This window comes from Paenibacillus sp. ov031, from assembly GCF_900143165.1.
GTDB classification, from domain to species: Bacteria; Bacillota; Bacilli; order Paenibacillales; family Paenibacillaceae; genus Paenibacillus; species Paenibacillus marchantiae.
Genome location: NZ_FRDO01000002.1, coordinates 159,968 through 174,572, shown reverse-complemented (window position 1 = coordinate 174,572; position 14,605 = coordinate 159,968). Strand labels below are relative to the sequence as shown.

13 protein-coding genes are annotated in these 14,605 nt (G+C 50.0%); 12 read left to right on the top strand and 1 reads right to left on the bottom strand.

The features are described 5' to 3' along the window. The first annotated feature begins 61 nt into the window (after window positions 1–61). The 8 genes from crtI (BUA17_RS11070) to fni all read left to right on the top strand — a co-directional run bounded on the left by crtI (BUA17_RS11070) (window position 62) and on the right by fni (window position 9,464). Window positions 62–1,612 carry a phytoene desaturase family protein gene (gene crtI / locus BUA17_RS11070; protein ID WP_072733637.1) on the top strand — a complete coding sequence of 517 codons (1,551 nt, stop codon included), beginning with the start codon at window positions 62–64 and terminating at the stop codon, window positions 1,610–1,612. Continuing rightward, a complete protein-coding gene (gene crtI / locus BUA17_RS11065) occupies window positions 1,609–3,072 on the top strand; it encodes a phytoene desaturase family protein (RefSeq protein WP_072733636.1) in 1,464 nt (487 codons plus the stop codon). The genes crtI (BUA17_RS11070) and crtI (BUA17_RS11065) overlap by 4 nt, the downstream gene beginning before the upstream one ends. After that, window positions 3,069–3,941 carry a phytoene/squalene synthase family protein gene (locus tag BUA17_RS11060; protein ID WP_063566956.1) on the top strand — a complete coding sequence of 291 codons (873 nt, stop codon included), beginning with the start codon at window positions 3,069–3,071 and terminating at the stop codon, window positions 3,939–3,941. Before crtI (BUA17_RS11065) ends, BUA17_RS11060 begins: the two co-directional genes overlap by 4 nt. Continuing rightward, on the top strand, window positions 3,941–4,708 hold the full coding sequence (locus BUA17_RS11055; protein ID WP_072733635.1) for a carotenoid biosynthesis protein: 768 nt from the start codon (window positions 3,941–3,943) through the stop codon (window positions 4,706–4,708). The genes BUA17_RS11060 and BUA17_RS11055 overlap by 1 nt, the downstream gene beginning before the upstream one ends. Further along, entirely contained in the window at window positions 4,677–5,435 is a 759-nt protein-coding gene (locus BUA17_RS11050) for a lysophospholipid acyltransferase family protein (protein WP_063566958.1), read from the top strand. Before BUA17_RS11055 ends, BUA17_RS11050 begins: the two co-directional genes overlap by 32 nt. Window positions 5,436–5,437: 2 nt before the next feature. Further along, a complete protein-coding gene (locus BUA17_RS11045; RefSeq protein WP_063566959.1) occupies window positions 5,438–6,586 on the top strand; it encodes a glycosyltransferase family 2 protein in 1,149 nt (382 codons plus the stop codon). Further along, window positions 6,583–8,064 carry a phytoene desaturase family protein gene (crtI, locus tag BUA17_RS11040; protein WP_072733634.1) on the top strand — a complete coding sequence of 494 codons (1,482 nt, stop codon included), beginning with the start codon at window positions 6,583–6,585 and terminating at the stop codon, window positions 8,062–8,064. Before BUA17_RS11045 ends, crtI (BUA17_RS11040) begins: the two co-directional genes overlap by 4 nt. A 332-nt stretch (window positions 8,065–8,396) precedes the next feature. Then, entirely contained in the window at window positions 8,397–9,464 is a 1,068-nt protein-coding gene (fni, locus tag BUA17_RS11035; RefSeq protein WP_072733633.1) for a type 2 isopentenyl-diphosphate Delta-isomerase, read from the top strand. Between the two features lie 118 nt (window positions 9,465–9,582). On the opposite strand, the gene BUA17_RS11030 is transcribed toward fni, so the two are convergent. Beyond that, window positions 9,583–10,014 carry a hypothetical protein gene (locus BUA17_RS11030; RefSeq protein ID WP_063566962.1) on the bottom strand — a complete coding sequence of 144 codons (432 nt, stop codon included), beginning with the start codon at window positions 10,012–10,014 and terminating at the stop codon, window positions 9,583–9,585. A 166-nt stretch (window positions 10,015–10,180) separates the two neighbouring features. Between BUA17_RS11030 and BUA17_RS11025 the strand changes: the two genes are divergently transcribed. From BUA17_RS11025 to prmC, 4 genes are all read left to right on the top strand, one after another. After that, entirely contained in the window at window positions 10,181–10,651 is a 471-nt protein-coding gene (locus BUA17_RS11025) for a GNAT family N-acetyltransferase (RefSeq protein WP_072733632.1), read from the top strand. A 192-nt stretch (window positions 10,652–10,843) separates the two neighbouring features. Continuing rightward, window positions 10,844–11,944, top strand: coding sequence for a redox-regulated ATPase YchF (gene ychF, locus BUA17_RS11020; RefSeq protein WP_063566964.1), 1,101 nt, complete (start codon window positions 10,844–10,846; stop codon window positions 11,942–11,944). A gap of 629 nt (window positions 11,945–12,573) precedes the next feature. After that, window positions 12,574–13,641, top strand: a complete 1,068-nt coding sequence (gene prfA / locus BUA17_RS11015) for a peptide chain release factor 1 (RefSeq protein ID WP_063566965.1) — start codon at window positions 12,574–12,576, stop codon at window positions 13,639–13,641. Window positions 13,642–13,666: 25 nt separating this feature from the next. After that, window positions 13,667–14,551, top strand: coding sequence for a peptide chain release factor N(5)-glutamine methyltransferase (gene prmC / locus BUA17_RS11010; protein ID WP_083584700.1), 885 nt, complete (start codon window positions 13,667–13,669; stop codon window positions 14,549–14,551). Window positions 14,552–14,605 lie beyond the last annotated feature (54 nt).

The window sequence follows — 14,605 nt, the reverse complement described above, 5'->3', positions numbered from 1 at the left end:
TAATAATAGGTTAAAGACTATAGTCCTAGAGATAGTTCTTAACATAGGAAAGGTGAGTGGCATGATACCGAATCAGCAACGTAAACGTGCAGCTGTCATTGGTGCAGGTCCGGGTGGACTTGCAGCAGCGATGTTATTGTCCGGCCAGGGGTACGAAGTAGATGTATATGAGAAACAGCCAGTCATCGGGGGACGTTCTGCCAGACTGGAGCTGGGTGAATATCGATTCGACCGTGGTGCCACATTTTTGATGATGCCGCAGTTGATTGAAGAGATGTTCGACGTTGTAGGACGCAAGATATCAGACTATGTGGAGATGAAAGAGCTGACTCCGCTGTATGCCCTAAATTTCGGTGATAAGGTGTTTACGCCTTCTCGTAATCGTGAAGATACAGCTGCACAGATCAAGGAGCTTTTCCCCGGCAACGAGGACAATTACCTTCGGTTCATGCAGGAAGAGGAAGTGAAGTTTGGCAAAGTCATGCCTTTGCTGCGCAGGCCTTTTGGCAAGCTGGCAGATTATTTGCGAAAAGATGCCATGACAGCTCTGCCGAAACTCGATATTAACAATACAGTTTACGGCATTCTGTCCCGCTATTTCACAGATGAGCGCTTGCGCTGGGCATTCACGTTCCAATCCAAATACCTCGGCATGTCCGCTTGGGATTGCCCGGGTACGTTTACGATTCTGTCATTCATTGAGCACCACTATGGTTTGTTTCACCCTATTGGAGGCGTCAATCGCGTATTTCAAGCCATGGCTGATGTAGTTGAAGAATATGGAGGAAGAATACATACATCCTGTCCAGTTAAACAGGTCATTGTTCGCAATGGTCGTGCAGAAGGCGTTTTGCTTGAAAATGGCGAACGCATTGAAGCGGACCATGTCGTTGTTAATGCAGACTTTGCAAATGCCGTGAACCATCTGTTTGAACCAGGCGTACTCAAGAAATATACACCGGAGAAAATGAAGCGTAAAAAGTACTCTTGCTCCACAGCCATGTTGTATCTGGGCGTGGACGGTGAAGTGGATTTACCGCATCATTCGATCTATTTTCCCGAGGACTATCGACTCAATGTCGACGAGATTACGAAGCACAAAGTGTTGTCTGCGGATCCATCTCTCTATATTCATAACCCTTCCAGACTCGATTCGACGCTCGCACCGGAAGGAAAATCTGCTTTATATGTTCTCATGCCTACGCCGAACCTTACCGGAGACATCGATTGGGAGGTAGAACGGGAGAATGTGCGGGAGGCGATGATGAAGCGGATGGAATCGATTCCTGAGTTGTCAGACATCCGCAGTCGTATTGAAGAATCCATGATGTTTACACCGCTGGATTGGCAAAATGAACTCGACGTGTACCGTGGAGCAACATTTAACATGGCTCATAATCTTGGGCAGATGATGTATCTGCGGCCGCATAACCAGTTTGAAGAGTTGAAAAGGGTATGGCTGGTGGGCGGCGGAACGCATCCGGGCAGTGGGCTGCCGACCATCTTTGAATCGGCTCGAATCAGCGTGAAGCTGATCCAGGAAGAGGACGCTCGCAAGCGCTCCAAACCATCCTCGTATGTGAAAACGGCGGAAGCGGGAGGCCATTCATGAAACGGGCAGCCATCGTAGGTGCAGGCATTGGCGGTCTTACTTCAGCATTGCTGCTGAATAAACAGGGTTGGGACGTAACGGTATACGAACGGGGTTCCAGAGTTGGAGGTCGTATCGGCTACGAGCAGGAAGGGGAATATCGGATCGATCAAGGCCCGACCATCGTACTTCTGCCCGAGATGCTGCTTGGCATTTTGGAGGAAGCAGGTGTGGATCGTTCGAAGATTGAGCTGCTGCGTTGTGATCCATTGTACAGGGTTCATTACAGCAGCGGTCGTGTGATGACCAAGATGACGGCACGTGAACAGCAGGCCGAAGAGATTGAACGTCTCTTCCCTGGAGAAAGCAAGGGATTCTCGAAATTTATGAAAGATATGGACACACTGTTTCCGGCGGGACGGGCTGCGTTTCTGGAACAGGCTTTTCCGCGAAAAAGGGATTTCTTCACTCCGTCTCTGATGTCCCTGATGGGCCGATTAAGTGCTCACAAAAGTGTACGGAAGGCTGTAGGCGATTATTTTCAGCATGAGGAACTGCTGGATGCTTATTCGCTGCAAAGTCTCTATATTGGGGGATCTCCCTTCGGCACGCCGGGTATTTACTCCCTGCTTCCTTATGCAGAGCATGAATATGGCATCTGGATGGTGAAGGGTGGCTATGCTGCATTACCTGCCATACTGGAACAGGAACTGATATCACGTGGTGGTCGCGTGGTGCTGAACAGGGAAGTGACGGGACTGAATATTAAAAATGGTGTGTGCGAAGGTATAGAAACTGCCGCAGGCGCAGAAAATGTGGATGCAGTTATCTACAATGGCGATTTCCCCCACCTGTCGGGTCTGCTGGGTCAGACGCCTGAAGTTTCACGTAAACGAAAGCCATATCGTCCCTCATCAGGATGTGTGTTGATCTATGCGGGCGTAGACAAAACCTGGGAGGATGCAACGACGCATCAGTTTTTCCTACCTCCTAGTCTGGACGGCAGTCTGCGGGAAGTGTTCGACCAGCGCCGCATTCCGGCGAAGTCCTCTTTTTATGTATTCAATCCGGCTGCGTTGGACGAGACAGCAGCTCCGCCAGGTCAGAGTGTGTTGTACTTCCTCATTCCAGTGCCGGATGCCGATGGTGTCGACTGGTCTCGGGAGAGCGAAGCGCTGGCAGAACGAGTGTTGGAAGAAGCGGAACAACGCGGATTTCCGGGACTTCGTGAAGCAATCAAGTGGAAAAAAATACGTACTCCCGCTGACGCTGAGCGTGACGGGCTGTATGGCGGCGGCAGCTTTGGCATCGCACCCGTACTGTTTCAATCCGGTGTATATCGTCCGCAACCGAAGCCATTCCCGGCAATCCGGGGACTGTATGCGGCAGGAGCTTCTGTACATCCGGGAGGCGGGGTTCCTATTGTGATGCAAAGTGCACGGATGGCAGTGAATTTACTGACGAAGGAGATGGAAACATGAATGAAGCGATTTTGAACAAGTGTGAGGAATTAATGCAAAAGGGCTCGTCATCTTTTTATCAAGCCTTCAGAGGTCTGCCCAGCCCACGCCGCGAGGCCGTGTACGTGATCTATGCCTTTTGCCGCATGATCGATGACAGTGTAGATGAGCCGGAGCAGTCGCCCTATACGATTCATGAAATCCGCAATCTGTTCAATCAACTGGAAGAAGCGGAAGGACATTTTATTTGGCCGGCATTACGATGGCTGTTTACGAGTTTCCCTCATTTGGACAAGGGGCCTTTCTTCCGTCAAATGGACGGACAATTAACTGATCTTAAAGTCACACATTATACAACGATGGAGGAACTGGAACAGTATTGTTATCTGGTTGCCGGAACCGTCGGCGAGATGTTGCTGCCTGTATTGCGAGATGACAACGGTACAGACGTGGCTATGAACGGGATTGCGCTGGGCAAAGGTATGCAGATCGTCAATATTATCCGTGATGTGGGCGAAGACCGGGCAAGAGCCCGCCGCTATGTTCCGCTGGAGTTGATGGAGAAGCATGGATATTCCGAACAGGATTGGGCTAACGGTGTTGTTGACGAAAGGTTTAAAGCCATCATTCATGAATTAAAAGCAGCTGCGCTGGGCTGGTTCCGTATCGGTATGGACCGTCTGGATACGTATCCAACCGAAAGTGCATTTGCCATTGAGCTGGCTGCAGCCTTTTATTCGACTATTCTGCATGCGGTTGAGCGCAACGACTATGACGTGTACACGAAGCGTGCATTTGTTAGTGATGAACTGAAACTGGAGATGCTGGGTGCCATTGTGAAACGTTATCCAATGCTGGCTTACCAAGCCTCCCGCACGGCGGTATCCTGATGGTTCAGGGCCTGTACTGGGCGTGGTACTTCATCGGAGCGGTACTGATGCTGACGATCGGTGTTCCGGATGTACTGTCCTTCTCCAACGGTTTGTTTCTAATCTTCTATGCACTGTATGTGCTGGATCTGATATATCAAGGACGGAAACGGACAGGGTTGTCCGACCAGTCAGTCATTTGGATGAAACCTGGACTCTGGCTGGTTTCCTTTATTATATGGCTGGGTGGCATGGGGGTAGAATGGGTCGGCGTGCATACACACTGGCCCTTTGGCGAGTATTCGTATTCAGACTTCTTCGGAATCCACCTGTTTAGTGTACCCGTTACACTAGGCTTCGCCTGGATTGCCGTGGTGGGTAACTCGGCTCTGCTCAGTGGCGGTGGCTCGACCTGGACCGGCAAGCTGATCCGGGCGGTTAAGACTGGATTTTGGGCCATCGTGCTCGATCTGGTGCTGGACCCGGTTGCGCATGCCAGAGGATTCTGGCAATGGCAAGCCCCAGGTGGATTCTACGGTGTGCCCTGGACCAATTACATAAGCTGGTTTGTAATGGGAGCGTTCCTCTCTTTGTTTCTTCCGGCAATGCCTTCAGATCGAAGCTCATTGCTGCGTGCAAAATGGTTATATCAGCTGTTTATTCTTTTGTTTGGGTTGTTAGCTCTCAAAGAAGGAATTACAGGCAGCTTCATCATTGCTATTGTAGGTGTGCTTCTTGCTGAGGGGAGCTGGCTATATGATTCGCGCCGTAAAATCAAAACCGTTTAACCGGATTTTTTCCTTATACAATCATTATTATTTGCTGCGGAGACGTTTTCGCTCGTTTACGTTATCAGGGTCACTGGACCCGCTGCTCCCGAACAATGACTCACCCATGGACCCGGATCAACCGGTCATCTATTTCATGAACCACAGCTCGTGGTGGGATGGTCTGCTGCTCTATCATGCATCGCAGCAGACTTCCCGAGGCGATCATTATGTCATGATGGAAGAAGAGCAGCTGCGACAATATGCCTTTTTCCGCAAACTTGGCGCGTATTCAATCAATAAGGAGAATGCATCCAGCATTCGAACCTCCTTGCAATATACCACCGAGCTGCTTCACTCCGGCAAAAGGGTCTGGATCTTTCCCCAAGGGGAAATTCTGCATCAGGATGCCAGGCCAATTGAGTTTCGTCCAGGCATTGGTCTGCTGCTTCGCCGCTCACCGAGGGCCGTAGCTGTACCTGTGACTTTGTGCCATGGCATGGTTCAACATGATTTACCGGAAGTATCGATGCAGGTGGGTGCGCCTGTAATAGAAAATTGGAAGACATGGAAGAGTGACGAGATTGCCACCAGATTGAGCAGGGTGCTGGAGCAGCAGTTGAATGACCATAAATCAGAGCTGGTACGCATCGGGCAGGGGAGTTTACCGGGCGCTTTTCCACTGATTCGTCATGTACGTTCTACGAGTGAAAAATACGATGCGGCACGAAAGCGGGTGAACCGTTAGCGATGAGTGCATCTGAAATAGGTTGGATTATACTGACTTGTGTATTGGGCGTTCAGTTGATGTTTGCAATATGGAACGTCTCCTGTCTGCCCAAAGTGCGTTCATTCAACGCAGATGAATTGAAAGACAGGGATATGCTGGTCTCTGTGTTGATTCCTGCCCGCAACGAGAAACTGCACATTCAAGGATGTCTGGAAAGTGTGCTTGCCAGCGATACATCTGGATTTCGGATGGAAGTACTGGTGCTGGATGATCGCTCGGAAGATGAGACGGCAGCTATAGTTCAAGCAATTGCCGATTGTGATCCACGTGTGCGCCTGCTGCATGGCGTGGAACTTCCCGTAGGCTGGATGGGAAAATCTCATGCTTGTCACCGACTGGTACAGGAGGCCAAGGGTGAATGGTTTATGTTCGTGGATGCCGATGTACGCTTGGAACCGCAAGCCATCCGGCAGACTATTGCTGCGGGGTGTGAGCAAGGCGGCGGCCTCGTAACGGGATTCCCCTATCAGGTGACGAAGACCTGGATGGAAAAGCTCGTTGTGCCTATGATGGTGTTCACCATCATCAGCCATCTCCCCATTTTCATGATACGCAGATCATCCAATCCAATGTTTGTAGCCGCTACTGGGGCGTTTTTGCTCATTCATCGTTCCAGTTATAAGGCCTCTGGTGGACATGCTGCAATCCAGGCTGATCTGGTCGATGACATGAGTCTGGCGAAGGCGGTTAAGCGTGCGGGACATCCCGTCATGTTGGCCGATGTTCATGATGTAACGAATACACGAATGTACCAGAATGGTGCAGAAGTGTGGAACGGCTATAAGAAAAACATGTACGAAGGTATGGGGCGCAAAGATGTGCTGCTGTTAGGCACGATGCTGATGTATACACTGATGTATATTGTGCCTCCGCTCGGTCTGATGATCGGTTTGTTGGCGGGCAATTCTACGTCCATCATCTATGGTCTTGTGGGAACCGTGCTCGGGATGGCAGTCAAAAGGGTATCGGATCACGCTGGAGGACAACCCTGGTGGCTTGCTTTCCTGCAGCCGATTAGTATGGCCTGTGTCATTGCGATCGGCATCGCTTCCTGGCAGGCAGGCCGTTCCGGCAAGGGGTATGTATGGAAGGGTAGGCGGTACAGTTGAAGGGTAACGTCATTATTATCGGAGCAGGATTTGGAGGTCTATCGTGTGCCATTCGTCTAGCTTCGCAAGGAGTGAGGGTCACCATTCTGGAGCGGCAGGAGCGGGTCGGTGGAAAGCTGCAACAGATTGAGCAGGATGGATATCATTTTGACCGGGGGCCAAGTACGATCACGATGCCCGCAAGCTTCCGTTCCGTCTTCGATCACGCTGGTGTGGTGATGGAAGATTATGTGCAGCTATATGAGTTGGAACCTCGTACACGTAATATATTTGCAGATGGAACCGTGGTTGATTTGTCGGGCAATCGAGAGAGGATGAAAGAGCAGATTGCTGCCTACAGCCCGGAGGATGCAGCCCGTTACGATGCATTTATGGACGAGTCTGCAGCGCTGTATTTGGAAGCCAATCGTCATTTTCTTGGAAAGCTGCTGTTGTCGCCTAAGGATAAATATAATCTTCGAATGCTGCGCAGTCTGCTACGTGTAAGGCCTACAGTGAAGCTGGATAAACTGCTGCGTTCTTATTTCCAACATCCCCATACCCTTACGATGTTCGGTCGGTACGCAACCTATGTTGGGTCATCGCCATATCAGGCGCCTTCGATCTTTGCCATGATGGGTCATGTGGAAGCAGAAGAGGGCATCTATGGGGTCAAGGGTGGAACCTATCAACTAATAGAAGCAATGACACGGCTTGCACAGGAAAAAGGGGTGCAGATCGTTACTGGCATCGAAGTCCATCAAATTGTTGTCAGACATGGTAAAGTGGCAGGTGTGGATACGGATCAGGGCTTCCGGGAAGCCGATCAGGTCGTTGCCAATGGAGATGTGCTTAGCGTCAATCGGCTGCTGCTTGCACCAGAATATCGCAAACAGATGAGCGATGAGCGAATTCGCAAGTATGAGCCGTCGATTTCGGGGTTCGTGACACTGGCTGGTGTGCAGAGACAGTATGAATCCCTGCTGCACCATACCGTCTTTTTTCCGGAACGGTATGAACCGGAGTTTGATCATATTTTCCGTGACCGAAAAATGCCTGCCGATCCGACGATCTACATCTGTTATTCCGGTTATTCGGAAGCGGGCATGGCTCCGACAGGAGCGAGCAATCTGTTCATTCTGGTGAACGCTCCGTATTTGTCGGACTCATGGAATTGGGGTGAACAGATGGACCGTTACGGTGAATTGGTGTTGGAGAAGCTGGCCCAGCGGGGAATTATGGGATTGAAGCAGTCGGATGTGCTGATCCGGTACACACCTCAACATATAGAACGGGATACACTCGCCCATCAAGGGTCGATCTACGGCATCTCGTCCAACTCCGTGAAGCAGACCTTCATGCGTCCCGGCAATAAAAGCAAGGATGTACAAGGGCTGTGGTACGTGGGCGGAACAACGCATCCGGGCGGTGGAACACCGATTGTGACATTGTCCGGGCAGCTTGTTGGAGCGCAGCTTGCATCGGAAATTGTAAAGTAATTTATAGAAGAGATTCATCTAACAGAATGACTGACCCAACCTCCAAATATCTAGTTATCAAATATATGTAGAACCTCGAAACTCAAGTTATTATTGGGTTTCGGGGCACCCTTTCCATTGCTGGGCCGGAACGTTATACTGGTAGAGTTGACGCGCTGAGTGTGAATATCATTTATAATATAGATCCAAATCATACCGTTTGTACGTTACATAATAAGAATTAATATTTCTGAGAATCTCTCTGCTGTATCGGGCAAATCCTGAACGGAACCTAGCCGAAACTGGCAATTATCCTGTCCATCAGCACTATTCTCACATAAGGAGGTCTCATCATGAATGAACAAGAGCGAGCCGGCAAACGGCTGCTTCCCGAGGTGGCTACGGGGGAACGGAAGCTGGAGCATGTGCGCCTCTGTCTTGAAGAGAATGTGGCAGGAGAAGGGGTAACCAGCGGAATGGAGCGGTATACTTTTCGTCATAACCCGTTACCTGAATTGAATTTTGAAGAGGTAAGTCTGGAGACTTCGTTTATTGGTAAAAGGGTTCGTACACCCTTGCTCATCAGTTCGATGACGGGTGGCAGCAAAACAACGGGTGCCATTAATGAGCGGCTTGCCCGTGTGGCAAACGCCCGAGGCTGGGCACTCGGCGTAGGTTCGATTCGGGCTGCCGTGGAACAGCCCGAACTGGCAACCACCTTTGATGTGCGGCGCTGGGCACCGGATATTCCGGTCATCGCGAACCTTGGCGCGGTGCAGCTGAACTACGGCTTTAACACTGTTGATTTCCAGCGGGCCGTTGAGATTGCTGGCGCAGATATGCTGGTGCTGCATTTGAACAGCTTGCAGGAGATCTTCCAGCCTGAAGGCAATACCGATTTTAGCGGATTACTTCATCGGATCGAGGAGCTGTGCCGTCAATTGGACGTGCCTGTTGGCGTGAAAGAAGTGGGTTTTGGCATCGATGGCGTGACGGCACAGCGATTGTACGAAGCAGGTGTGGCTTTTATCGATGTGGCTGGAGCAGGTGGCACCAGCTGGGTGCAGGTCGAAAAGTTCCGAAATTCGAATCCGGTACGTCGTGCGGCAGCAGAAGCTTTTGCCGACTGGGGCATTCCGACAGCGGAGTGTATTCAGGAAGTGAGAGCGGTAAGCCCGGAAGGTGTTCTGATTGGCAGCGGTGGACTGTACTCAGGCGTTGATGCGGCCAAAGCGCTGGCGCTTGGTGCAGATCTGGCCGGATTCGGCCGATCTCTGCTGGAGTCTGCCGTCGCTTCCGATGATGCGCTGAATGAGCGGTTGGAGCAGGTTGAATTCGAGCTGCGTACCGTCATGTTTGGCATTGGTGCAGGGCGGATCAAGGATTTGAAGCAGACGTCGCGTCTGGTGGAACGGCGTTGAATTCGATTTGGTTTTATGTGAGCTGAGCTAACGAACCTTAGAAAATTAAAAGGGGAACCCCGTCAGATCATGACGAATTGGGGAGCCTCTTTTTGTTGTTTAACGTGGGAGAGAAGGGCTACATACAATCTTCTCTCACGGTTATCGTTTCGTTGGTTACAGTCACATAGGAGTTGCCAGATAAGTATTCGGTATAGCCGCATACCGTTTTGTTATAGGTTTCACCACGGCTGTTCGTAAACTCCAGATAGACGGATCCTTCACCGGAAAGTTGCAGCTGTGGAGCGAACTTCACTTGTTCCCCGCTGGGGACTGCTTTATTTAAGTTGTATATAGTACCCTCATTGTTTGTATTGAACGAGTCAACGCCGCTGCTCACGCGTGCTGTAATATTTGAAAGATCATAGTCGGACTGATTATGAATCGTGATCCTTAAATGTCTGAAGGGGTCCAGCGCCTGGTAAACTATAGAAATAACTAATCCAATGAAGAGAATCACTGTAGATAGGATGATTATTTTCCTTTTTGAAAAGGGACGACGCGTATTCATAAGTAATCTGCTCCTTTCTTTCATATAGATATAAACAGAGTGAGGTAACTAAAAGTTGTATAGGATTTGGCTTGAATTGCATCATGCAGACCATGGTATAACAAGATACAATACTATAGAGTGCAAAAAGATCATACATAGAACACTCAAACTAGGAGGGAAACCAATGGAACTGATCCCCATGAATCAAGAAGAATATGAAAATTTCCGTGTTCGCTCAATTAAAGATTTTGCAGAAGAGAAAGTGGAGGCGGGTACTTGGGCTGCAGAAGAGGCGCAGGGACTTGCGGAGGCATCCTACGACAAATATTTACCTGAAGGGCTGAATACACCGGGTGCGTACCTCTATAATTTGGTGCATGCCGTGGACGGGAATGTGGGTTATATCTGGTTTAACGTTACGGATAACCGCCGTGGCAAAGACGCTTTTTTGCTGGATATTGTGGTCGAAGAAGCCTATCGGGGTAAGGGTTACGGTACAGAGACGATGGAGGCGCTTGAAAAGGAAGCCTTGAGCCTTGGCGTGGATCGCATTGGTCTGCATGTCTTTGGACATAATGTGCGGGCAAGCAGCCTGTATCGCAAGATGGGGTATGAGGTAACGGATCTGACGATGTACAAGGAAATCAAAGGGTAAAACTAAAATCGGATAATCTAAGTCAAACGTATGATCTACGCAAAACGAATCATCCGCAGTAACCAGGGATTTGGGGAAGCGGATGGCGCTCTGGTCGAATTGGCGAAGTTCCTTGATGCCTTGGGGTTTGTCATATATAATGTATAGGATTATCCATACCGAACAAGTAATCAATGAGGAGTTGTCATATACATGGCTTTGAAAGCTGGAATCGTGGGCCTGCCAAACGTTGGTAAATCCACACTGTTTAACGCAATTACACAAGCTGGTGCTGAATCGGCAAACTATCCGTTCTGTACGATTGACCCTAACGTGGGGATCGTTGAAGTACCGGACGAGCGTTTGGACAAATTGACAGAACTCGTTGTACCGAAAAAAACGGTACCAACGGCGTTTGAATTTGTAGATATCGCAGGTCTTGTTCGCGGTGCGAGCAAAGGCGAAGGTCTTGGTAACAAGTTCCTTGCACACATTCGTGAAGTAGACGCAATTGTACACGTGGTACGCTGCTTTGTAGACGAGAATATCACACATGTTGATGGCAAAATTGATCCGGTAAGCGACATCCAAACGATCAATCTGGAGCTGATCCTGGCCGATATCGAGAGTGTTGAGAAAAAAATCGATCGCTCCAAGAAAAACATGAAGGGCGGCAACAAGTCAGCTGCTCAGGAAGTGGAAGTACTGGAGAAAGTGAAGGCTGTTCTGTACGAAGACAAGCCAGCACGCAGCATGGAGCTTACGGACGAAGAGCGACTGATCGTGCGCGATCTGCATTTGCTTACCCTGAAGCCTGTTCTGTACGCAGCCAATGTAGCTGAGGACGAAATCGGTGATGTGGCGAACAATGCTTATGTGCAAAAAGTAAGAGAATTCGCAGCTGCTGAAAATGCAGAAGTGGTGCCGATTAGTGCGAAAGTGGAAGAAGAGATCTCGGAGCTGGAAGGCGAAGATAAACAAATGTTCCTGGAAGAACTCGGTATCGAGGATTCCGGTCTGAACCTGTTGATCAAAGCTGCTTACAAATTGCTGGGTCTGTACACGTACTTCACAGCAGGCGTACAGGAAGTTCGTGCTTGGACGATCCGTAAGGGTACAAAAGCACCTGGCGCAGCGGGTGTCATTCACACCGACTTCGAGCGCGGATTCATCCGTGCAGAGGTTGTTTCCTACGACGATCTGGTTGCTGCCGGTTCCATGAACGGTGCGAAAGAACGCGGACAACTTCGTCTCGAAGGTAAAGAGTATGTTGTAAGCGACGGCGATGTTATGCATTTCCGCTTCAACGTCTAATCTGGATAATCTAGATAAGAAAACATACTTGAATATACGAGTATAACAGCTCTGTCGTCTTCTAATGAAGATGGCAGGGCTTTTTACATATTGCAAAAAAATTCTCAATGAGCTTAAGGCATTCGACAATAAATTTGTCTGTATATCCTGTACATTTACTGGATTGTTTACTCGCTCTGGATATAATAAAAGGAAGAAGGCTCATGGGAGATGAGCTCTTATACTCTTATAGCGGTTGCAAATCAATCTGGTTGCTTAAAATAAAGTAAATCAAAATTTGGATGCAGCTGCTGCAAACAGTTGCTATTCAGGAGCATAAGAATATGCTATAATTAAGAGTCGTATACCTATGTTAAATTTCTCGCTCAGCTTAATGAGTTGAAGCGGGTTTGACACCGGGTACGCGATTTCTTTTATATAACTTAAAAGTAAAGGATTTGATGACGTTGTAGCGATGTTATACGTCGATCATAAAATGAATGTTACGGTCAGGGATTTCTGAGAACTCCGTGCCTTGTGAAATATAAATGGTCTGATAACGCATGAATGAATTGAATGCCTATCGGAATCGAATGAATCGAATGAACGTTGAAATGCTGGAACGAAAATAATGCGTGAGGTGACTATACATGTTTGATAAATTACAGGCGTTAGCCGACCGTTACGAGAAACTCAGCGAGCTGCTGTGTGACCCGGATGTAGCAAGTGACAACAAGAAGCTGCGGGAATATTCCAAAGAGCAATCGGATCTGCAGCCTACCTATGAAGCATACAATGAGTACAAACAAGTGAGCCAGGATCTCGAAGCTGCGAAAGAAATGCAGGGCGAGAAGCTGGACGACGAGATGCGTGAAATGGTCAAAATGGAAATTGATGAACTGAGTACTCGCCAGAAAGAACTGGACGATCTGATTCGTGTTCTCATGCTGCCCAAAGACCCGAATGATGATAAAAACGTCATCGTAGAAATTCGTGGTGCAGCTGGTGGGGATGAAGCGGCGCTGTTTGCAGCGGATCTCTATCGGATGTACACACGTTATGCCGATACGCAAGGCTGGCGCGTGGAACTGATGGACGTTAACACAAATGATTTGGGCGGATTCAAAGAGGTCGTATTCCTCATTAATGGACGCGGCGCGTACAGCAAAATGAAATACGAAAGTGGCGCACACCGTGTGCAACGTATTCCTACAACGGAATCCGGCGGTCGGATTCATACGTCTACTTCGACAGTAGCCGTTATGCCTGAAGCCGAAGATTTCGATATTGAAATCCATGATAAAGATATCCGTGTAGATACGTTCTGTTCCAGTGGTGCCGGTGGACAATCGGTTAATACCACGAAATCGGCTGTACGGGTAACTCACGTTCCAACGGGAATTGTGGCTACGTGTCAGGATGGTAAATCCCAGAACTCGAATAAGGAAAAAGCATTGCAGGTTCTGCGTACGCGTATCTTCGATATGATGCGTCAGGAAGAAGAAGCGAAAATTTCGAGTGAACGGAAGAGCAAAGTGGGTACAGGTGACCGCAGTGAGCGGATTCGTACCTATAATTTCCCACAAAGCCGTGTTACGGATCACCGTATCGGATTGACGATGCACAAGCTGGATCAAATCATGAATGGTGAGATTGCTGATATCGTGTCTGCACTGACGATTGCCGAGCAGACGGATATGATGGATAGAGGAGAATAATGCTGTGACCCGCGCGCAGTTTGTCATGACGCCGGAACAGAGTTGTCGGGAAGCCTTCGTGGAGGCTTCCTCTTTTTTGGAGAAGTGCGGCGTGTACGAGCCGCACAACAATGCCCGGCTGCTGCTGGAACATGTACTCGGCCGCGAAGGGGCCGCGTACTATATGATGCAGCTGGAGCCCTTTCCCAGCGAGCTTCGCAACCGCTGGGAAGACGCCGTCACGCGCAAGGCTGCGGGTGAGCCGGCGCAGTACATTATCGGCAGCCAGGAATTCTACGGGCTGCCGTTCGAGGTCACGCCGGCCGTGCTGATCCCGCGGCCGGAGACCGAGTTGCTGGTCGAGGCTGTGCTGCGCGAAGCCGACCGCGTGTTTCCCGGCGGCTCTCCGCTCGCCGTCGACATTGGCACGGGCAGCGGTGCCATCGCAGTGACGATGGCTTCGCAGCGCCCGCACTGGCAGGTAGGCGCCGGAGATATCTCGGCGGCCGCCCTGCAAGTGGCCGCGCGGAACGCGGTCGCGAACGGGGTACAGATCGACTTCCGTGAAGGCGATCTGCTGGCCCCGTTCGCCGGGGCGCGGGTGGACATCCTGGTGTCCAACCCGCCTTACATCCCGGCGGCAGATATCGCCGGGTTGCAGCCCGAGGTGCGCGATCATGAGCCGCGCACGGCACTGGACGGCGGCCCCGATGGGCTGGGGCCGTACCGCATCATGCTGGAGCAGCTGGTGCTGCTGCCTGCACCGCCGCAGATTATCGGTTTTGAGCTGGGCCAGGGTCAGGCTGGGGACATCGCAGCTCTGCTTGAATCGGCCGGATATTGGCCGGAAATTATCGTCGTGCCAGACCTTGCAGGCATAGAACGGCATGTACTGGGTGTTCGTACTTCGGAACAGGTGACGAAAATGTAAGGTTCCACGGGTTTTCTTTTTGCCGTGAAATCCTCTACAATGAGATATACCGAA